Here is a 19,626-nt window from a genome sequence, read left to right on the forward strand (position 1 = left end):
CGTGGTTCAGGACGTCGTGCCGGGCGCGCTCTCGCGGGCCACCAGCGAGTGGCCGACCACCTCGTGGCGGCCCAGGCCGTCGAACCCGTCGATGCGCTCGAACAGCAGGTCCAGGGCGCGTCGCGCCAACTGCGCGGAGTCGGCGCGGATGGATGTGAGGCTCGGCCGTACGCTCGATGCCATCGTGATGTCGTCCCAGCCCGTGATCGCGATGTCGTCGGGCACCCGGATCCCCCGTTCCGACAGCGCACGCAGCGCGCCCATGGCGGCGAGGTCGTCCCGGCAGACGATGGCGTCCGCGGCGAGGCCGCCGTCGAGCGCCGCCCCGAGGGAGGCGCTCGCCGCGCCGGCGTCCGCCGCCCCGCCGGAGACGATCAGCGAGGTGTCGACCCGCAGCCCGTGGCGTTCCAGGCCCTGCTGGTAGCCGATCAGGCGCAGCCTGGACGTCTGACTGGGCACGGGCGACTCGACGCCGAGGAAGGCGATGCGTCGCCGGCCCAGTGCCACGAGGTGCTCCACCACCTGCACGGCGGCCGCGATGTTGTCGATGTGGACGTGGTCGGTGCCCAGCGGGGCGCTGTTCTCGCCGAGCAGTACGAAGGGGACGTCCCTGCGGTGCTGCGCGATCTCGGTGGAGGTCAGCCAGACGGGCTGGAAGAGCACGCCGTCGACGATGCCCGCCTCGTCGGCGGAGAGGATCGCGCGCTCGACCTCGGGCCCGCCCGACTCCTCCAGGAGCAGCCGGTAGCCGCTTTCGGAGGCCACCTGCGCGATCACGTGGGCGAGTTCGGCGAAGTAGGGGATGCGCAGGTCGGGAAAGGCGACGGCGAGCATCCGGGTGCGGCCGGTGGCGAGGTTGCGTCCGCGCGCGTTCGGGCGGTACCCCAGCTCGTCGATCGCGCGCTGCACCCGGGCCCGGGTGCCCGGACTCACATGCACGTACCCGCGGACGACGTTCGAGACCGTCTTCGTCGAAACGCCGGCGTGCTTCGCGACATCGCTCAGGCGCACATTGGGCACTTCGCCTCCTTGGGCAACGCACTGTCCTCGCTGTTCCGGGGCGCGTCCGGGGTGCCCCGGGAGATCCGTTCTCCGCCCGGCGCAGCCTATCGGTGGCCCCGCTGTCGCCCGGCCCGCACGAGGAAATCACTGTGCGGGGGATGTTGACACCTATTTTTACAGCGCTGTAACTTCACCGCACCCTGCTCGCACGGCTCACGCGTCCCATGGATCCCATGCGGATGCGTCCAGGACGTTCTGGAGGCAACGAGGTGACGATCGAAAGAGGACGTCCGACGATCAGGGGCGCGCGGGGCATCGGCAGACGCGGGCTGCTCGCGTCGGCCGGCGCCGGGGTCCTGGCCGGCGCTCTCGGGCTCGGCGGCTGCGCGGGCGGCGCCTCGGCGGGCGGCACGCCCACCATCCGCTTCTACGAGCAGAAGCGGGAGGTGATCGCCTACTTCGACAAGTTGCTGCGCCGGTTCGAGAAGGAGCGGCCGGGCATTCGCGTGGTGCACGACGACACCGATGCCATAGCGCCGCAGTTCGTACGCGACGCCCCCGCGGACGTGGGCTGCTTCAACGACAACCTGGAACTCGCCCGGTACATCGAGCGCGGGGTGCTCTGCGACCTCTCGGACCGGCCCGCCGCCCGCCGCATTCCCGCGCGCATCGCAAGACTGGCCGAGCGGTACGCCACCTACCCGGGCCGCACCTGCGTGCTGCCGTACTCGCTGGCCGCGGCCGGCGTCATCTACAACAAGCGCATCTTCGCCAAGTACCGCCTTCCCGTGCCGACGACCTGGGACGAGTTCGTCGACGTCTGCGAAGAGTTGCGGAAGGCCGGCGTCACACCGATCTACGCGACGGACGGCCTGGACACCTGGACGATATGGCAGGGCCTCTTCGACTACTCGGTAGGGAGCCTGGTCGACCCTCCTGCGTTCTTCGACCGGTTGGACAGGCAGGGCACCGACATCGGGCCCGACTCGCCGGTGTCGTTCCAGAAGGACTTCGCCGTACCCATGGAGCGGGCGCGCACGATCACGAAGTACTACAACGAGGACGCCTCGACGCGCTCCTACGCCGACGGGAACCTCGCCTTCGGCCGGGAGAGGGCGGCCATGTACTTCCAGGGGCCCTGGGCACTGACCCAGATAGCCACGGTCAACCCCCACCTCGACATCGGGACGTTCGCACTGCCGGTCACCAACCGCGCCGCTGACCGCAAGGCCCGGGTCAACATCGACCTCTGCCTGTGGATCCCCACCGGTTCGCACCGCAGGGACGAGGCATGCGAGCTCGTCGACTTCCTCATGCAACCCGGGATCATCGACGCCTACAACAGGGACAACCTCGCCTACGGCGTCACCGACGACGCGCCGCCCGCCTCCGATCCGCGCCTCACCGGCCTCCAGCACTATGTGGACGCCGGGGCCTTCTACCCGGGAGCCGGCACGTTCATCCCGACGTCCATCCCGCTCGGCAACTACCTGCAGAGCGCCATCGCGACGGGGAACTTCGAGGCGATGCTCAAACAGCTCGACAGCGACTGGCGCAGGCTCGCCATCCGCTCCTCCACAGCCATCCGCTGACCCCTGCCGACGCCGACCGCCCATCGCCGCATTCGAGGAGAACCCATGTCCGTCCCCGTCCGGCTCGCGCGCGGCGCAGCCGGCGTGATCCACCCCGGACGCCGCCGGCGTGTCGAGCCGATCTTCTACTGGTTCCTGCTTCCGACGCTGCTGGTCTTCACCGCTCTCGTGCTGCTCCCGGCCGTGGTCGGGCTCTTCTACAGCTTCACCGACTACGTCGGCTTCGGGACGTGGTCGTTCACCGGGATCACCAATTACCGTGCGGTGTTCTCCGACCCGTCCGTTCTTGCCGCCTACGAGTTCACCATCGGGTTCGCCCTCGTCACCGTGGTCGTCGCGCAGGTCGTGGCGCTGGCGCTCGCACTGGGCCTGACCGGTCGCATCCGGTACGCGACGGCGCTGCGCAGCATCTTCGTCATCCCGATGGTGATCTCAGGCATCGTCATCGCCTACGTCTTCGAGTACCTCTTCTCCAACACGCTGCCGAGCCTGGCCACCTCCGTAGGATTCGGCCCGCTGGAACAGAGCATCCTCGGCAACCCGAGCCTGGCATGGACCGCCATCGTCATCGTCTCCGCCTGGCAGACGATCCCCGGCGCCCTGCTGATCTACATCGCCGGTCTGCTGACGATCCCCGACGAGCTGTACGAGGCGGCGGCGCTCGACGGTGCCTCGCCGTGGCGGAGGTTCAGGTCGATCACGCTTCCGCTGATCGCCGGGTTCGTCGTGATCAACTCGGTCCTCGGCGTCAAGGGCTACCTGAACGCCTACGACATCATCGTCGCCCTCACCTACGGCGGGCCGGGAACGGCCACGAGAAGCGTCGCGATGACCATCTTCTCCGGCTACACCGGAGGCGACTACGCCTACCAGATGGCCAACGCGGCCGTCTTCTTCGTGCTCACGGTCGTCGTCTCGCTGCTGCAACTGCTGGCAACACGAGGAAGGGGCCTTCGACTCCGATGAACGCCATCGACGCAGCCATGCGCAGCCGGCGGCCCGCCGGTGTGCGGCCGCACACCGGGCGCGAGCGCCCCGTCCGGCGCACACGGCGGATCGGCGCCCCCAACTGGCCCGTCACGGTGGCCCTCATGGTCGCCGCCCTGACTGTCGTCGTGCCGCTGTACGTGACCGTCGCGATGTCCCTCAAGAACTCCTCCCAGGCGGCGGACGGCAACGCCTTCGCACCCCCCTGGCCCATCAGCCCGCACAACTTCGTCGAGGCGTGGCGGCTCACCCGCTTCCCGGTCTCCTTCGGCATCTCGCTCGCGGTGGCGGCCGTGACCGTCGCCGGTACGCTCGTGCTCAGCTCCCTGGCCGCGTACGCCATCGCCCGCAACTGGGACCGGCGCATCTTCCGGTGGTCGTTCTTCTATCTGCTGGGGGCGATGTTCCTCCCGTTCCCCGTGGTGGCGCTGCCGCAGATCAAGCTCACCGCGCTGCTGGGCATCGACAACCCGGTGGGGGTCGCGCTGCTGCACATCGTCTTCCAGCTCTCGTTCAGCGTGCTGCTCTACAGCGCGTTCCTGCGCTCGATCCCCGGGACACTGGAGGAGAGCGCGCGCATCGACGGCGCCACGACGTGGCAGGTCTTCTGGCGCATCATCATGCCCCTGCTCGGCCCGATGAACGCGACGGTCGGCATCTTCGCCTTCCTCGCCTCGTGGAACGACTACATGATGCCTTCGCTCATCACCGCCGACCCTGCGCAACAGACGCTTCCCGTCGTGCAGAACATCTTCCAGAGCCAGTTCGGCACCAACTACAACATCGCGTTCGCCTCGTACCTCATGGCGATGGCGCCGACCGTAGTCGTCTATCTGTTCTCCCAGCGGTGGGTGATCAGGGGCATGACCCAAGGGGCAGTGAAGCAGTGACAGCGATCCGGAAATTCCCGTCGCGCCCCCGCGCGCACCCCGATGGTGTCCTCCAGGGAGACCGATGGCGCATCACGGTGCTGACCGAGGGACTCCTCAGACTGGAGTGGTCCGAGGACGGCGCCTTCGAGGACCGTGCGTCGACCTTCGCCGTACACCGGGAATTCGACGTGCCGGAGTTCTCCGTCTCCGACGCCGACGGTGTGCTGGAGGTGTCCACACGGCGCTTCAACCTCCGCTACGACCGTGCCCCGTTCAGCGGTAACGGACTGACCATCACGACAGCGGCCGGCCGTCTGTGGCGCTTCGGGCAGCCCACGGGGAACCTCGGCGGCACCGCTCGCACACTCGATGACGCCGACGGTCGCATCGCCCTCGCCGACGGGGTCGTCGCACGCAGCGGCATCGGTGTCATCGACGACTCCGAGTCGTTCGTCTTCGACGACGAGGGGTGGATCGCGTCGCGCGAACCGGGGCGCCGCGACCTCTATGTCTTCGCCTACGGCCGCGACCACACCCAAGCGGTCAAGGCCCTTTACGGGCTCTCCGGGCACCCGCCGGTGCTGCCCCGCTGGGCCCTGGGCAACTGGTGGAGCCGCTACCACCCCTACACGGCCGACGAGTACCTCGCCCTCTTCGACCGGTTCGAGGCCGAGGGGCTGCCGTTCTCGGTCGCAGTGATCGACATGGACTGGCACCGCGTCGGTTCGGTGCCCCCTCGGTACGGCACCGGCTGGACCGGCTACTCGTGGGAGCGCAGCCTCATCCCGGATCCGGCGGGCTTCCTGGGCGAGCTCCACCGACGGGGCCTGAGGACCACCCTCAACCTCCATCCCGCCGACGGCGTGCGCCCCTTCGAGGACGCGTATCCGCAGATGGCGCGCGCCCTCGGCATCGACCCCGAGTCCGACGCCGCCATACCCTTCGACCCGACCGACCGGACCTTCCTCGACGCCTACTTCCGCATCCTGCACCACCCGCTGGAGGACGAGGGCGTCGACTTCTGGTGGATCGACTGGCAGCAGGGCACCACCTCCGGTGTCTCCGGGGTCGATCCCCTCTGGATCCTGAACCACTTCCACTTCCTCGACTCGGGGCGCGGGGGGCGCCGGCCGATGGCGTTCTCCCGCTACGCCGGACCCGGCAGTCACCGGTACGGGGTCGGGTTCTCCGGTGACTCCGTCGTCTCCTGGTCCTCGCTGGCCTTCCAGCCCGAGTTCACGGCGACCGCCGCGAACGTCGGCTACGGCTGGTGGAGCCATGACATCGGCGGACACACCCGCGGCAGCAGGGACGACGAACTGGCGACCAGGTGGCTGCAACTGGGTGTGTTCTCGCCGATCCTGCGGCTGCACTCGGCGAACAACCCGTTCATCCGCAAGGAGCCCTGGGAGTACCCGCGCGAACCGCGACACGCCATGGGCGCGGCGCTCCGGTTCCGCCACCGGCTCCTGCCCTACCTGCACACCATGAACCACCGCGCGGCCGCCGGTGTCCCTCTGGTACGCCCCATGTACCACGTGGCGCCGGAACGCGAGGAGGCGTACGCGGTGCCGAACCAGTTCGCCTTCGGAAGCGAACTGGTCGTCGCCCCCGTCACCGTCCCCCGCGACCCGGTCACCCTGCTCAGCCCGACCCGCGTCTGGCTGCCACCGGGCACCTGGACCGACATCTTCACCGCGACCGTGTACGACGGTGACCGCTGGGCCGAACTCCACCGCGGCCTGGACAGTGTCCCCGCGCTGCTGCGAGCCGGAGGCATCCTGCCGCTCGGGGCACCCGACGACCTGGACGCCACCCGCAATCCCGAGCGGCTGGAACTCCTCGTGGCGCCCTCGGCCGGCGGCTCCTTCACCCTCGTCGAGGACGACGGCCAGGGCGATGGGAGCAGCCTGACCACGGCATCCACCTCGCTGGACTGGGACGCGCTCACGGGCACCCTCCGCATCGGCGCGGTTCTCGGCCCGGACGGCGTGGTACCCGCGGCACGGAGCTGGACGGTCACGTTCCTCGCCGACCCGCCGGCCACGCCGCCGCTACTCGACGGGGAACCGGTCGATGTCACGCCGGGAGAGGGACGGTTCAGCTTCACGGTGCACGCCGCGACCACGTCCGAGGTCGCCATCGAGGTGAGACTCCGGGAACCCGCGTCCTCGGACCGCTCCGCGGGGGCCGTCCGGCGCATCCTCGGCTCGGCCCAGTGCGAGAACCCGGTGAAGTCGGACATCTGGGATCTCCTGTGCTCGTCGCGGCCGCTCAGCGCGAAGATCGCCGCGCTGCACGCCCTGCACGTCCCGGCGGCACTGCTCGACGCCGTCGTCGAGCAGCTCACCGCTCGGGAGCCGTAGCCACGGCGGACACGACGAGTCGACGAGCCCGCCGCGGCTGGGATTTCGGACGGTCGTCGGACGGTGGCGGATCAGCGGGAGCGCGCACCACTCGCTGATCCGCCCGGTGCGCCCCCGCCGGAGATGTGCTCGGCGCACAGGTCGCGGAGCGCGACCGCGTCCGGGTACCAGGGCCGGGCGGTCGGGCCGGTCGGCAGGAGACCGCGTTCCTGACGGGGTCGCAGGGGGACCGGGGTGAGCGTGTCGGTGAGCATGCCCGCTGCCATGGCGGGCGGGATGCCGACACCGAGACCTGCTTCCACCATGGTCAGCAGCGTCGTCAGTGCGCGGATGCGACGGGCGGGCCCGCAGGCAGGCCCGCCCGCGCGTGCAGCCGTCCGAGGGGCGCCTCGAAGCCGGACGTGGTCGCAAGGGGCGGGTCTTCCGGCAGGTCGGCCGGCTCGATCGACTTCTCGCCCGCGAGCGGGTGGTCGCTGCGGACGACTGCCTGGTGGACGTCGGTCGCCAGATGCAGGGCGCCGGGGGCAGCGGATCGGGGTCGATGAGGACAGCGGCGTCGACGGTGCCGCGCTCCAGCCACTGCTCGATCTCCTCGTCGATGGCTTCGAAGAGAGTGACCTCGACATGCGGAAGGTGCTCGCGCCACATCCGCAGCAGGCCCGGAAGCAACCCGCGGTCGACTGTCGGGGGGACGGACGGGGTGACCGCCCCGGCGGCCGCGGTGTCGTTGTGCGCGGCCGCGGCTGCATCGAAGGCGCCGACGGCCGACAGCGCTGCGCGAGCGTGCGGGAGCAGGACCTCGCCCAGCGGGGTCGGACGGACGGGAGCGGCCCTCCGTACGACCTCGCCCCGCACCGCGCGTTCCGGTGGGGCGAGCGCGATGGCCCTCACCGTGCTGCGGCGGCCGGTTACCGAAGGGACGGCACCGCGGGCGGCGCCTCGGCCCGGGGAGCGGGCGCTCAGGCAGGTGCCGAGTGGGTGACGGTGGCCAGGGCGTTCCGGAGGGCGGAGTCGCCGGGCGGGCGGTCGCGCCAGCGGGCACTGATGTGACCGTCGGGCCGGACGAGCAGTGCTCCGTGCGGGCCGAGGCCGCAGGGGTCGAGGTGCTCGCGGGGAAGGGCCTCGACGCGCAGCGGCCATGGCGCGGCGGCTTGCTGCTCCCAGCGGGCGGGGTCCGGGGTGAGCAGGGTGAAGCACTCGCCGACGGTGTCGAGCGTGGAGCGGGTACGGGTGAGCCAGAGGTGCGGCATGCGATGGCCCGGTTCGGCGGTGGGGAGGTAGTCCGTGCCCGGATCGGACGGCTCGGGCGGGGCGCTGGGGCCCGCGATGACGGCGCCGGAGTGGTAGGCGACGCCGAGGACGAGTCCGAGTTGGGCGAAGTACCGGTCCGACCAGGGCAGCTCGATCCGGGACGGCGCTGCCTCGCCGGTGCGGAGCTGGTCGCCGCGCCGGTGCTGGACGTCGAGCATGAGGTGGGTGTTGGCCACCGCCTGGCGGAGGGTCTGGTGGGCGACGGGTTGCCGTTCCGTCTCGTAGGTGTCCACGAGTCCCGCTCCGGCCCACCCGTGGAAAGCGCCCGCCAGTTTCCAGCACAGGTTGTGCACATCGGCGATGCCCGCGTTCATGCCCAGACCGCCGACGATGGGGATCGCGTGCGCGGCATCGCCGGCCAGCAGGACACGGCCGTGCCGCAGGCGTTCGGCGACGAACGCGCTCATCTCCCAGTGCTGGACCCTCAGCACGTCGGCCCGTACGCCGGCGACGGGCCCGAGGGCGCGCGAGACGAGTTCGCTCCAGTCGGCGTGCGCAGCGTCTTCGGGAGTCGGAGTGAACCAGGCCCAGCCTCCTTCGGGGTAGAGCGGGGCGAACAGCCCCTGCGCGGTGAAGTAGACCCCGGCGGGCTGGCGGGCGCACCAGCGGCCGAGATCGGCGTCGAACACGACGGTGGTGAAGCGGGTCATCGCCCCGGGGCCCGCGGTGCCGATTCCCAGCCGCTGCCGCACGGTGGAGCTCGCGCCGTCGGCGGCGAGTAGGTAGCGGGCACGCACGCGCGTCTTCGCACCGCGCCGATGGTCGGCGAGGAAGGCCACGACGCTCTCGCCCTCCTCGGCCAGGTCGATGAGCTCGACCCCGAACCGCACCGGTGCGTCCGCCGCCGCGAGCAGGGTGGGTTCCAGCCGGTCCTGCGAGGTGACCGCGCCGGTCACGGGGCTCTCGGGCACCGGCGCGTTGACACCGATCATCGCCGAGGTGGCGAAGTCCCGGTCGTACAGGGTGTCGCGGAAGCGGATGCGGCCGTACTCCGGTGGGAACGCCCCGGCCGTGATCCTCGCCGCGAGGCCGAGCTGGCGGAAGATCTCCATCGAGCGCACGTTGACCAGCCGGGCCCGGGGAAAGGGGGACAGCTCGCGGTGCTTCTCGACCAGCACGGCCGGCACTCCCCAGCGCTCCAGCAGTACCCGGGCGGTGAGCCCGACCGGGCCACCACCGACGATCAGCACCGCGGCCTCGGTGTCCGCCACGGACGTATCGACCTCCTCCTCGCCGTGCGTGTGCCAGGCGCTCGGCGTGTGCCGGCCGTGCCCGCCCGGCCCCGGCCGGTCGACCGGTGGTCCGCGGCGGGCGGAGCCGGGCACGGCCACAGCCGGCGGCCTTCCCGGCCTCCCGGACCGTCCGCCGGCCCCGGAAGACCAACGGCCCCCGTGCCCTGGAGGACGGACACCACCGCTTTGAGGAGCCCGACATCCGTCATAACTGATCAGGAACGGAGCAGTTGCGGTCGGGGGCCGAAAGTCACCCGAAGAGACACCCGGACGCCCCCGATGAGGCACCCGGACACGGGGCCGCCCGCCCCGTCCGAAGGGCCCGACCTGCACGGCACGGGGCGGGCGGGGATGTGGTGGGCTGCGGCGGGACGGTGTCACGCGCAGAGGGCTGCGGTCGCACGGCGGAGGATGCCACCGACGAGTCCCGCAGCCGGCGCGCCCCATCTGGCCCGCCGGCGGAGCCGGTGACCGAGTGACCGGGTCAGGCCGGTCGGCCGGGGAACCGGCCGCAGAGCCAGTTGCCCGGTTCCGCCGGGTCGTCGCTGATCCAGAACTGGCGCCACAGCAACGCGAACTCCTCGCGGTCGAGGTGGCCGTCGCCGTTCGGGTCGATCAGCTCGAAGACGCCCGTCATGTCGACGGGCCGCCCGTTCCAGGTCTCGACGAGCCTGCGGTGTTCCTCCTGCGAGATACGGCCGTCGCCGTCGGCGTCCACTGCGTCGAAGACGGTGTCGGCGGTCGCGGTCACATCCGCGGCCATGGCGGGCAACCTGTCGACGAGCGAGAGCACCTCGCCCAAGTCCACCGAGCCGTCCCCGTTGGCGTCGCCGGCTCCCAGCAGCGCCGCCCACCAGCCCATCAGCAGCGTCTCCACCCGTGCACGCAGCTCCGTCCCGGGTGCCACGCCCGGCAGCCGGCTGAAGCGGGCGACGAGTGCCCTGAAGTCCTCCTCGCGCAGAAAGCCGTCACCGTCCGCGTCGAACGCGGCGAACATCCCCTTGAGCTTGCGTTCCTGGAACGCGCTGGCCATGAGCGATCTCCCTCGACGCCGAACCGGATCATGTACCGCGGGCGACCGCCTACGCGATGGTGGACGACGTGTGACTATAGGACGGGCCACGTCCCAGCCTCCATGGGCACATGCGTACGAGCCGCCGCCGAGGGACGCCGTCACCCGGGAGCGGGGACCGTCACCTCACCTTGTCGGTGAACTCCGTGGTGTACGTCTTCCCGAGGTCGATGGCGGCGTTCTTCAGGTTCGGGTTGAAGGACTTGAGCACGCGCTGCACCGTTTCGGGGCCGCCCGCCGGCATCCGGCCGTCCTCGGTGAACATCGGCAGGGTGCTGGTGATCGCCTGCGCGTACAGCCCCTCGCCGCCCTGCGCGTAGTCGGAGGGCATCTTCGCCGCGATCTCCTGGGCGTTGTGCTGCGACATCCACTTCAACGTGTGCACGAAGGCGTTGGCGAGCTTTTGGACGGTGTCCTTGTGCGCGTTCGCCCAGGAGGTGTTCATGTACAGGCTCGACGAGGGGTAGAGGCCGCCGAGGGCCTTGCGCGAGCCCGCCGGGGTGCGCATGTCGACGAGAACCTTGCCGATCTTCTTGGCGAGGATCTGGGCGACGGTCGGGTCCGTGGTCATCCCGCCGTCGATGGAACCCTTCTGCAGGGCGGAGATGAAGGTCTGCCCCGCGCCGACGGCCACGTTGGTGAACTTGGTAGTCGCCACCCCCTCGTGCACACCGAGGTACTTCGTCAGGAAGTCGGTGGACGACCCGAGGCCGGTGACGCCGAGCTTCTTGCCGGAGAAGTCCCCGGGGGACCTGAGGCTGCCGGCGGCCTTGTTGGAGACGATCTCGACCTCGCCGGGCGTCTGTGCGAGCTGGACGACCGACTCGACCTGCTTGCCCTTGGTCTGCAGGTCGAGGGTGTGGTCGTAGAAGCCGACGACTCCCTGGACGTTCCCGGCGACGAGCGAGGTCGTGGCGTCGATGCCGGCGGGCTCGCTGAGCAGTTCGACGTCGAGGCCCTCGTCCTTGAAGTAGCCCAGCCTCTGGGCCAGCATCGCGGGCAGGTAGATGACCTTGTCGATCCCTCCGACCATGATCTTGACCTTGCTCCCTCCGCCCGTCCCCCCGCTGTCGGACGAGTGGGAGGACACCTCGTCGGCGCAGCCGCTGAGGGCCGCAAGGGCGGCCAGTGCGACGCCGGCGGTGGTCAGTCTGGTGGTCAGGGTGCGGCGGAACATGTCGGCTCCTGGGGTGGTGGGTGGGGGTCAGCGGGCTTCGGGGGCGGCGGGCTTCCAGCGGAACAGCCGGTTCTCCAGGAAGGTGAGCAGGCCCTCGGCGAGCAGCGCGACGACGGCGAGGATGACCATGGCCGCGTAGACGCCCGCGGAGTTGAACGTGCCCTGGGAGGCGGAGACCAGGAGCCCGATGCCCTTGGTCGCGCCGATGTACTCGCCGACGATGGCACCGATGAGTGCGAAGCCGAAGCTCACATGGAGACTGGTGAAGATCCACGAGGTCGCGGCCGGTATGACGACCTGGAAAGTGACCTGGCGGTCTCGGGCACCGAGGATGCGGGCGTTGTCGATGAGATGGCGATCCACCTCCCTGGCGCCCTGGAAGGCGTTGAAGAACACGGGGAAGAAGACGAGGACGACGGCGGAGGCCACCTTCGACGCCGGTCCGAGGCCGAACCAGATGAGGAAGATCGGGGCGAGGACGATGCGGGGCAGGGCGTTGAGGACCTTGATGTAGGGGCCCATGACATCGGCGAGGAACCTGACCCGGCCGAGGGCGATGCCCAGGACGACTCCGGCGATGACGCCGGCCACCCAGCCCAGCAGGGCCTCGTAGAGCGTGTACCAGATCTGCTCGCCCAGCGACCCCTGCGGTGTGCCGTGCAGGGTCCACTGCTGTATCTGGTCCCAGATGCGCGACGGCATGGAGAAGTTGAAGGGGTCGATGATCTTGGCGCGGGAGAACCACTCCCAGACACCGAGGACCAGGACCAGCAGGACCCCTCGCGACAGGAGCACGACGCCCCGGCGCCGGCGTGCCGCGCGGGCGCGTTCCTCGGAGCGCGCCGGCCTGCCGACGGCGGCGGGGGAGCTCGCGCTCCGGATGTCAGGCGACATTCTGGGCGCCCCTTTCACGAGTGATGCGGACCTCTTCGCCCAGGGAGGACCAGATCTCCCGGTAGATCTCGACGAACCGCGGCTCCAGGCGGACGGACTCGACCCTGCGGGGGCGGGGCAGGTCGATCTCGAAGACCTCCTTGACGGTGGCCGGTCCCGCGGTCATGACGACAACCTTGTCCGCGAGCGCGATGGACTCCTCCAGGTCGTGCGTCACGAACACGACCGAGGCGCCGGTGCCCGCCCACAACTCCATCAGCTCGTCGGACATGAGCGCGCGGGTCTGCACGTCGAGAGCGGAGAACGGCTCGTCCATGAGCAGGATGGCGGGGTCGTTGACGAACGTCGAGGCGAGCGCCACGCGCTTGCGCTGCCCTCCGGACAACTGGTGGGGGTAGCGGTCCTCGAAAGCGCTCAGCCCGACGCGTGCCAGCCATTCACGGGCCCTGTCCTTCGCCTCCGCCTTGGCCACGCCCCGGAACCGGGGGCCTGCCATGACGTTGGACAGCACGGTGCGCCAGGGGAAGGTGGCGTCCTGCTGGAAGACGAATCCGACCTTCGAGTCGATTCCCCTCACCGGTGTGCCGGACAGCATCACCTCGCCCTCGGTCGGCTCCTCCAGGCCGCTGACGAGGGTGAGCGTGGTGGACTTGCCACAGCCGGTGGGACCGACGACGGCGACGAAATCGCCCCTCTGAACGGTCAGGTCGAGGTCGCGCACGGCCGTGTGGGAAGCCCCGGACGGGGTGCGGAAGACCTTGCGCACCCCGCGGAGCTCGATGGCCGGACTCGATTGGCTTGTCATGCCCAGGAACGTTAGGAGCGGCGCGCGGGGGTGTGAAGTTTTTGGCCGGCAACCGCCGGTTGTTCCTGTAAGCGGGGCTTCTGCTCATTGTGCTCACGCCGGGCGGCCTGAGCTGCTGCCGGGGGCTTCCCGGGCCGAATCGTCGAACGCTACGGTGCGTCCATCCCGGCGAAACGATCGTCGCGCGGGAGAGTCCCCCCGAAGGCAGGTGTCATTGTGGCCCGCTTGCGCGTCGGCTGGCCCCGGCAGGTGTTCGCCCAGGTGCTGATCGCACAACTGCTGATCACCACGGGGGTCCTGCTCCTGCTGACGGGCCTGTTCCTGCAACCGCTGCGGACCCAGCTCGACGACCAGGCCGAGCACGAGGCGCTGGCCATCGCGCAGACCACCGCTGCGGACCCGGACATCGCCGCCGGCCTGCTGGCCGGTGGGCCGGATCCGAGGGGCCCGGTCCAGCGGCAGGCCGAGCTCACCCGGCGGGCGACGGGCGCCCTGTACGTGGTCGTGATGAACCTGCGGGGCGTTCGCTGGTCGCACACGGACGCCCGGCGGGTGGGCCACCACGTGTCGACGGATCCGTCGATCCCCCTCCACGGACGTGTCGTGCTGCAGGTCGACCGGGGCACGCTCGGCACCTCCGCCCGCGCGAAGGTGCCCCTGCGCGACCGCCGCGGACGGGTCGTCGGAGCGGTCTCCGTGGGGATCGCCTACTCAGGTGTCCGCGATCGCCTGCTCGCCGCCCTGCCCGGACTGCTGCGGTACGCGGGCGCCACACTGGCGGTGGGCGCGTGTGCCGCGTTCCTGGTGGCGCGGGCGCTGCGCAGGCGCACGCACGGCGTCTCCGTCGCGGACATCTCCGCACTGCTGGCGGAGCGCGAGGCGATGCTGCACGCCGTGCGGGAGGGTGTCGTCGCCCTGGACGAGAAGGACCGGGTGCGGCTCGTCAACGACGAGGCCGCCCGCCTCCTCGCCCTCGACGACGGCGCCGAGGGGCGCAGGCTCAACGACCTGCTCCCCCCGGGCCGGTCCCGCGACGTCCTCGCGGGCCAGGTCACCGGCCGCGACCTGCTGACGGTGCGCGGCAGCCGCGTCCTGATCGCCAACCGCATGCCGACCCAGGACGGGGGATCGGTCGTCACGCTGCGCGACCGCACGGAGGTCGCCGTCCTCGGCAGGGAACTGGACTCCACCAAGGGCCTGCTGGAGGCACTGCGTGCGCAGGACCACGAGCACGCGAACCGTCTGCACACGGTTCTCGGCTTCCTCGACCTGGACATGGCGGAAAGGGCGCGCAGCTACGTCGCCGGTCTCACCCGGGCCCGACACGCATCCGCCGAGAAGTTCTCCGAACGCATCAGGATGCCCGTGGTGTCCGCACTGCTGGTCGGCAAGTCCGCCATCGCCTCGGAGCGCGGCGTCGCGCTGCGGCTGTCCGACAGGACCCTGCTTCCCAACGGCCTGATCGACGCCCGCGACGTCGTGACGGTGCTGGGCAACCTGATCGACAACGCTCTGGACGTGGTGGGGGGCGGCCGCGTCACCGAGCCCGTGGTCGAGGTCGAGGTCCTCGTGGAAGGGGACACCGTCGTGGCCCGCGTCAGCGACAACGGCCCGGGCGTGCCGGTCGGGCTGCGCGAGAGGATCTTCGACGAGGGGTGGACGACGAAGACGTCGCCGGCACACCGTGACCGGGGCCTGGGCCTGGCCCTGGTCAGAAGCCTCGCCGAGCGGTACGGCGGTGTCGCGCGGGTGGCGGCACGGGCGGGTGGTGGCGCCGTCTTCACGGTCACCTTCCCCGGCACCTTCTCCGACGCGCCCAAGGCGCCTTCCGTACCAGCCCTGGCAGGAGACCCGTCTTGATCGACGTTCTTGTGGTGGACGACGACTTCCACGTGGCAGAGATCAACGCAGCCTATGTGCGCAAGGTGCCGGGCTTCCGTGTCGTCGGCACGGCGCACACGGCGATGCAGGCGATGTCCGTGCTGGACGGGAACCCGGTGGACCTGCTCCTGCTGGACCACTACCTCCCCGACCGTACGGGGCTCGATCTGGTGCGCGGCATGCGGCAACGCGGGCTGAAGTGCGACGTCATCATGGTCACCGCCGCCCAGGACGTCGACGTCGTCGAGACCGCGCTCAGGCACGGCGTTCTGCAGTACCTCGTGAAACCGTTCAGCTTCGACGGACTGCGCACGAGGCTGGAGAGCTACCGGCAACTGCGCCGCACCCTGCGCGACGTCGGGGGCCGGACCGCCCCGGGTCAGCACCAGGTCGACCTCATCTACGGCGCTCTGCGCACGCTGACGAGCGCAACGCCCTCTCCTGCCAAGGGCTGGTCGGGCCCGACCGTCGACCTCATCTGCCGCATCCTGCGCCAGGCCGGCCGGCCGCTGTCGGCCCAGGAGGTCGCCTCACGCGCGAAAATCAGCCGTTCGACCGCCCAGCGCTACCTCCGGCACCTTCAGGACCAGGGGTCCCTCCAACTGTCGCTGCGCTACGGCGACGCGGGTCGACCTGAACACCTGTACGGATATCCCGGGTAGCGGGGGAGCCGTCGGGCACCGTCCGCCGGGCGCCCGGGACATGACCGCGCACGTCGGCGGGGCCGTCGCCCGGTGGTTCGGGTCGTCGGACGCGGCTGCCGGGGGGTGGCCCGGGAGCCGCTGCCGCATCTCCGTCGGCGGTGATGCGGATCGCAGAACCGGCCTTTTCTTGGTGCCAGGGTGACAATAATCGACCGAAGGCTTCTCTTTCTGTCTTCTGTGTCTTGTCATGGACATGTTTTGCGCCCTTTGGCCTCCCGAGAGGATCGCATCAGCGTGAGAAGCCTGAAGTCCACGGTGGCAGTTCTCGCCGCCGCCGCAGCCATGGTCCTGGGCTGCGGTCCGGGCACTGCCACCGCCAGCCCCGCGAACGCCACGCACACCGCCGCACACCTTCGGGTCGCGGACGTCGGAGTCTGCTCCACCGCCGTCTCCGGCCGCACCGTACGCGGAGCCCTGTCCCAACAGGAGGTCCACAGCCGGCTCTCCTCCCTCACCGCCCAGCACCGCGAGCGGTACGGGATCGCCGCCAAGGGCCCGCTCGGCACCGGCAGCAACGCCGTGCGCCTGCCGCTGGTCGACATCCATCCGGCGCAGGGCACCGCGTTCAAGGCGGCGTCCGGCGCGGACGGTGCCTGTGCCACGCAGTCGGTCTCCACCCAGCTCAGGGTCCAGGACGGCTACACCACCATCTACACCCCCACCCTGTACCCGCCCGGCGGCTCGTGCGTCGAACTGGTCACGGTCTACACGCAGTCCGTCCGCTCGGTCTCGGCCTGGGACTGGTGCAGGAGTGTCAACTTCGCAGCCTCCGTGCCCATCGACAGCTCCTTCCTGAACACCTACACCGGTGGCTCCGGCGCGTACACCGGACGGGTCGTCCGCACCTCCGCCAGCTCCAACACCTGGTCAGCGGCCCTCTACAACTACTCGACCGGACGGTGGGACACCCTGTTCACCCAGTCCGGCACCAACCAGTCGGGTCGCACCGACGGCTGGGACATCGAGGAGCTCTACTCCACGATCGGTTCCTCCGGGCGGGCCTACTCCTGCGACGCCATGGCCGGCCTTGCCTTCGAGTCCAGCAACATATCGGTGCGCAACAACGGCGCCTGGTCCGCCGCGACCTCGGCCAACTCGGACACCCACTACGACCAGCCGAACAGCGCCTTCTACTGCCCGAACCGCAGCTTCCAGATGGTCTCTGCCTACGACCACTGGAAAGCCGTGGGCTGATCCCGCGCCGCGCCTCGCTCATCCGCTCGCGTACGGCAGGCGGTCTTCGCGCCGCGCCCGATACGGCTGACACAACCGAGGAGGCCGGCGCCGTCGACGCCGGTCACGGCCCTGGGCGGGGCGCGGCCCCGCTCGGCCTCCGGCGGTGGATCGTCACCAGGGGGCGTCTCGGGGGCCCGGTGCCGGTACTCGCGAGGCGGCATGCCGTAGGCGGCGGTGAAGGAGCGGGTGGGAGTCGCGTGCTCGCCGAAGTCCCACCGGGCGGCGATGCGGTGGAACGGCCCGGGTCCGCAGCGCCGGGTTCGACAGATCGCGGCCCGCACCCTGCGAGGCGCCGACGGCGGATCCAGGGGGCCACCGTGGTGTCCTGCGACCCGAACAGGCGGTGCAGACGGCTGACGGAGATGTGGTGTGCGGTGGCGACGGCCGGGGAGCCGGGTCCGGCTCGTGCACGTGCTGCCGGACGAACTCCCTGATCCGCGGGGTGAGAGTGCGCCGATGCGTCTTGGGCGCGAGGGTGTCCGCGGCGTCCGGGTGGTGGACGGGTGACGCGGGCACCGGGTCGACCAGAACGCCCCCGGGTGCGGCCCGTCGGCAGGTTGGCAGGTTGGCAGTGGACGCTGTCCTGGGCGAGGCGGGTGCGGGAGTACCACCCGGCAACGCGGACGAGGAGATCGGGTCCCCCACCCGGACGGCGGGCGGGGCCGAGAGCCGGGACGTCTCCGCCGATGCCGATGCCGATGCCGATGCCGACGCCGACGGCCGTGACGGCACGGCGGGACTGCATATGGTCACGGACGACCCCGGGCGTGGCGCGTCGACCACTGGGACTGAGCGGCTGCCGCACCGCCGCGGCGGCCGGCGGGGCGTGCGGTCGCCGGTCGCCTGCTTCCGCGCGCCCCGCGAACCGCCAGGGCGTCCGTCCGAACCTGTCCGGACCCGTCCGGACGGACGAGTGGCTGACGGCAGCGGTGGCACCTTGACATCCATCGGCGCCGGTCCCTACGGTCGCCGGGACCGTGCAGCCCTCGACGAGCAGGGACGTTCATGGCCCCCGACCAGCCCCCGTCCAGCACGGGCGACGACGCCTTCCACCCCGACCTGCCGCATTCCGGGAAAGCCCCGCTGCGCCACCGACTCCACCACGTCCGCGCCGATGCACTGGACGGCGACACCGCGCAGACCGACGGGATGCGCCGGTTCGCGGCGATCAGCGGACACACCGTCGGCTCGGAGCGCATCTGGATGGGCCAGACCCACGTGGCCCCCGGCACCGCCTCCTCCAACCACCATCACGGGGCGTCCGAGACGGCCATCCACGTCGTCGAGGGCCACCCCGAGTTCGTCTTCCTCGACGACAGCGGCGGAACGCCCACCGAGGTCCGCATCCGCACCTCTCCCGGCGACTACGTGTTCGTACCGCCGTACGTCCCGCACCGCGAGGAGAACCCGAGCCGCGACGAGGAGGCCGTCGTGGTGATCGCCCGCAGCACGCAGGAGGCGGTCGTCGTCAACCTCCCGGCGCTGTACGTCACTGGTGAACGGCCCGAAGCGGGGCGGTGACCGGCCGCGGCTCAGGCCGGACCGGGCTCCGCCGGACGCCGGCCCCATGCGGAGATCATGGGGGAGGTGGCCAGGTCGAGGCGGCCGGAGGCGACGTTCGCGAGATGGCGGTCGATGTCCTCGTCGGTCGCCAGCCCGGCGGCCACGAGATGGTCGCGCACCTGGCGGACCGTCGCGGCCTCCAAAACGTCGCAGGCTGCCGAGGCGATCGGGAAGTACGCGTCCGCGCGGACGCCCGTCAGCCCCGCCTCGCGAAGCAGGCGGGGAAGCTTGCGGCCGTAGGCGAGGTCGGCGCCACGGGCAGCCAGCAGCGCGCGGAAACCGGACCGCAGCTTGTTGGCCAGTACCTGCTCCGGCCCGTGCTCGTCCAGGCAGATGAGCGGTTGCAGCGCGGGATCGGCGTCCTCCACCAGCAGCAGGCCACCGGGCCGCAGCGACTCGGTCATCATGCGCAGGGCCCGTTGCCGGTCGGCCACGTGCACCAGCACCAACCGGGCGTGCACGAGGTCGAAGCCCGCACCCCCGGGCGACCGGTCGCGGCCGACGTCGTGGCGCAGGACGTCGACGACGCCCCCTGCCGCATCGCAGGCCCAGGAGGTGTCGATGTCGGTCGCCAGTACCCGGCCGGCCGTCCCGACCCGCCCGGCGAGCCAGTTCACCACCGAGGTGCCACCCGCCCCGACCTCCCAGCACCGCCAGCCCGGAGCGATTCCCAGCTCATCGATGTGCCGGAAGGTGGAGGAGTCGAACAGCTCACGGAGCGCGTCGAAGCGCGCCCCGGCCTCCGAGCGCGCGTTGTCGAGGAGGTAGCCGTCGTCCGGGGAGGCCGCTGCGGGGGGCGTCATGAGGACGATTGTCGCGTGCGGCGGGGCTGATCGCCGTGCGGTCCGACTGAACGCGTGCACCTGCTGGGCGGAGTGCCCCGGTGGTGGGTCCGTCCACTTTCTCCCCCTTCCTGCGCCAGGGCGACGCCG

At 70.9% G+C, this 19,626-nt stretch carries 16 protein-coding genes; 8 read left to right on the forward strand and 8 right to left on the reverse strand.

From position 1 onward, the window contains the following. Positions 1 to 6: 6 nt before the first annotated feature. Positions 7 to 1,020: a LacI family DNA-binding transcriptional regulator gene (locus IE313_RS28370; protein ID WP_189937174.1), complete on the reverse strand. Its 1,014-nt coding sequence runs from the start codon at positions 1,018 to 1,020 to the stop codon at positions 7 to 9. A 251-nt stretch (positions 1,021 to 1,271) separates the two neighbouring features. On the opposite strand from IE313_RS28370, the gene IE313_RS28375 reads away from it, so the two are divergent. From IE313_RS28375 to IE313_RS28390, 4 genes are all read left to right on the forward strand, one after another. Next, positions 1,272 to 2,594: an ABC transporter substrate-binding protein gene (locus tag IE313_RS28375; RefSeq protein WP_229925030.1), complete on the forward strand. Its 1,323-nt coding sequence runs from the start codon at positions 1,272 to 1,274 to the stop codon at positions 2,592 to 2,594. A gap of 45 nt (positions 2,595 to 2,639) precedes the next feature. Continuing rightward, positions 2,640 to 3,560, forward strand: coding sequence for a carbohydrate ABC transporter permease (locus tag IE313_RS28380; protein WP_189937176.1), 921 nt, complete (start codon positions 2,640 to 2,642; stop codon positions 3,558 to 3,560). Next, positions 3,557 to 4,471, forward strand: a complete 915-nt coding sequence (locus IE313_RS28385) for a carbohydrate ABC transporter permease (protein ID WP_229925031.1) — start codon at positions 3,557 to 3,559, stop codon at positions 4,469 to 4,471. Before IE313_RS28380 ends, IE313_RS28385 begins: the two co-directional genes overlap by 4 nt. A gap of 77 nt (positions 4,472 to 4,548) precedes the next feature. After that, positions 4,549 to 6,819: a glycoside hydrolase family 31 protein gene (locus IE313_RS28390; protein WP_229925032.1), complete on the forward strand. Its 2,271-nt coding sequence runs from the start codon at positions 4,549 to 4,551 to the stop codon at positions 6,817 to 6,819. A gap of 71 nt (positions 6,820 to 6,890) precedes the next feature. Here IE313_RS28390 and IE313_RS28395 read toward each other — a convergent pair whose 3' ends face one another. From IE313_RS28395 to IE313_RS28420, 6 genes are all read right to left on the reverse strand, one after another. Beyond that, the gene (locus tag IE313_RS28395; RefSeq protein WP_189937180.1) at positions 6,891 to 7,124 is read right to left on the reverse strand and encodes a hypothetical protein; all 234 of its coding nucleotides are present in this window, start codon (positions 7,122 to 7,124) and stop codon (positions 6,891 to 6,893) included. 654 nt (positions 7,125 to 7,778) lie between these two features. Continuing rightward, positions 7,779 to 9,341, reverse strand: a complete 1,563-nt coding sequence (locus IE313_RS28400) for an FAD-dependent monooxygenase (protein ID WP_229925033.1) — start codon at positions 9,339 to 9,341, stop codon at positions 7,779 to 7,781. Between the two features lie 505 nt (positions 9,342 to 9,846). Then, positions 9,847 to 10,395, reverse strand: a complete 549-nt coding sequence (locus IE313_RS28405) for an EF-hand domain-containing protein (protein WP_189937184.1) — start codon at positions 10,393 to 10,395, stop codon at positions 9,847 to 9,849. 160 nt (positions 10,396 to 10,555) lie between these two features. Then, on the reverse strand, positions 10,556 to 11,611 hold the full coding sequence (locus tag IE313_RS28410) for an ABC transporter substrate-binding protein (protein ID WP_189937186.1): 1,056 nt from the start codon (positions 11,609 to 11,611) through the stop codon (positions 10,556 to 10,558). A gap of 27 nt (positions 11,612 to 11,638) precedes the next feature. Continuing rightward, entirely contained in the window at positions 11,639 to 12,505 is an 867-nt protein-coding gene (locus IE313_RS28415) for an ABC transporter permease (RefSeq protein ID WP_189937188.1), read from the reverse strand. Further along, on the reverse strand, positions 12,495 to 13,310 hold the full coding sequence (locus IE313_RS28420; protein ID WP_189937190.1) for an ABC transporter ATP-binding protein: 816 nt from the start codon (positions 13,308 to 13,310) through the stop codon (positions 12,495 to 12,497). The genes IE313_RS28415 and IE313_RS28420 overlap by 11 nt, the downstream gene beginning before the upstream one ends. 216 nt (positions 13,311 to 13,526) lie before the next feature. On the opposite strand from IE313_RS28420, the gene IE313_RS28425 reads away from it, so the two are divergent. The 4 genes from IE313_RS28425 to IE313_RS28440 all read left to right on the forward strand — a co-directional run bounded on the left by IE313_RS28425 (position 13,527) and on the right by IE313_RS28440 (position 18,652). Continuing rightward, positions 13,527 to 15,170, forward strand: coding sequence for an ATP-binding protein (locus IE313_RS28425; protein ID WP_189937193.1), 1,644 nt, complete (start codon positions 13,527 to 13,529; stop codon positions 15,168 to 15,170). Next, entirely contained in the window at positions 15,167 to 15,853 is a 687-nt protein-coding gene (locus IE313_RS28430) for a response regulator (protein WP_189937195.1), read from the forward strand. The genes IE313_RS28425 and IE313_RS28430 overlap by 4 nt, the downstream gene beginning before the upstream one ends. Positions 15,854 to 16,129: 276 nt before the next feature. After that, the gene (locus IE313_RS28435) at positions 16,130 to 17,089 is read left to right on the forward strand and encodes a carbohydrate-binding protein (protein WP_189937197.1); all 960 of its coding nucleotides are present in this window, start codon (positions 16,130 to 16,132) and stop codon (positions 17,087 to 17,089) included. A 1,047-nt stretch (positions 17,090 to 18,136) separates the two neighbouring features. Then, the gene (locus IE313_RS28440) at positions 18,137 to 18,652 is read left to right on the forward strand and encodes a cupin domain-containing protein (protein WP_189937199.1); all 516 of its coding nucleotides are present in this window, start codon (positions 18,137 to 18,139) and stop codon (positions 18,650 to 18,652) included. 11 nt (positions 18,653 to 18,663) lie between these two features. Here the strand turns inward: IE313_RS28440 and IE313_RS28445 are convergent, their stop codons facing one another. Then, positions 18,664 to 19,497: a methyltransferase gene (locus IE313_RS28445; protein ID WP_189937201.1), complete on the reverse strand. Its 834-nt coding sequence runs from the start codon at positions 19,495 to 19,497 to the stop codon at positions 18,664 to 18,666. Positions 19,498 to 19,626 lie beyond the last annotated feature (129 nt).

Source organism: Streptomyces sulfonofaciens (assembly GCF_014656295.1).
GTDB lineage: Bacteria > Actinomycetota > Actinomycetes > Streptomycetales > Streptomycetaceae > Streptomyces > Streptomyces sulfonofaciens.

What these genes read in the sequence shown, in the direction of transcription:
- IE313_RS28380 (WP_189937176.1), top strand. Translation starts at nt 2,640, where the DNA reads ATGTCCGTCCCCGTCCGGCTCGCGCGCGGCGCAGCCGGCGTGATCCAC.
- IE313_RS28385 (WP_229925031.1), top strand. Translation starts at nt 3,557, where the DNA reads ATGAACGCCATCGACGCAGCCATGCGCAGCCGGCGGCCCGCCGGTGTG.
- IE313_RS28395 (WP_189937180.1), bottom strand. Translation starts at nt 7,124, where the DNA reads ATGGTGGAAGCAGGTCTCGGTGTCGGCATCCCGCCCGCCATGGCAGCG.
- IE313_RS28405 (WP_189937184.1), bottom strand. Translation starts at nt 10,395, where the DNA reads ATGGCCAGCGCGTTCCAGGAACGCAAGCTCAAGGGGATGTTCGCCGCG.
- IE313_RS28410 (WP_189937186.1), bottom strand. Translation starts at nt 11,611, where the DNA reads ATGTTCCGCCGCACCCTGACCACCAGACTGACCACCGCCGGCGTCGCA.
- IE313_RS28415 (WP_189937188.1), bottom strand. Translation starts at nt 12,505, where the DNA reads ATGTCGCCTGACATCCGGAGCGCGAGCTCCCCCGCCGCCGTCGGCAGG.
- IE313_RS28420 (WP_189937190.1), bottom strand. Translation starts at nt 13,310, where the DNA reads ATGACAAGCCAATCGAGTCCGGCCATCGAGCTCCGCGGGGTGCGCAAG.
- IE313_RS28440 (WP_189937199.1), top strand. Translation starts at nt 18,137, where the DNA reads ATGGCCCCCGACCAGCCCCCGTCCAGCACGGGCGACGACGCCTTCCAC.
- IE313_RS28445 (WP_189937201.1), bottom strand. Translation starts at nt 19,497, where the DNA reads ATGACGCCCCCCGCAGCGGCCTCCCCGGACGACGGCTACCTCCTCGAC.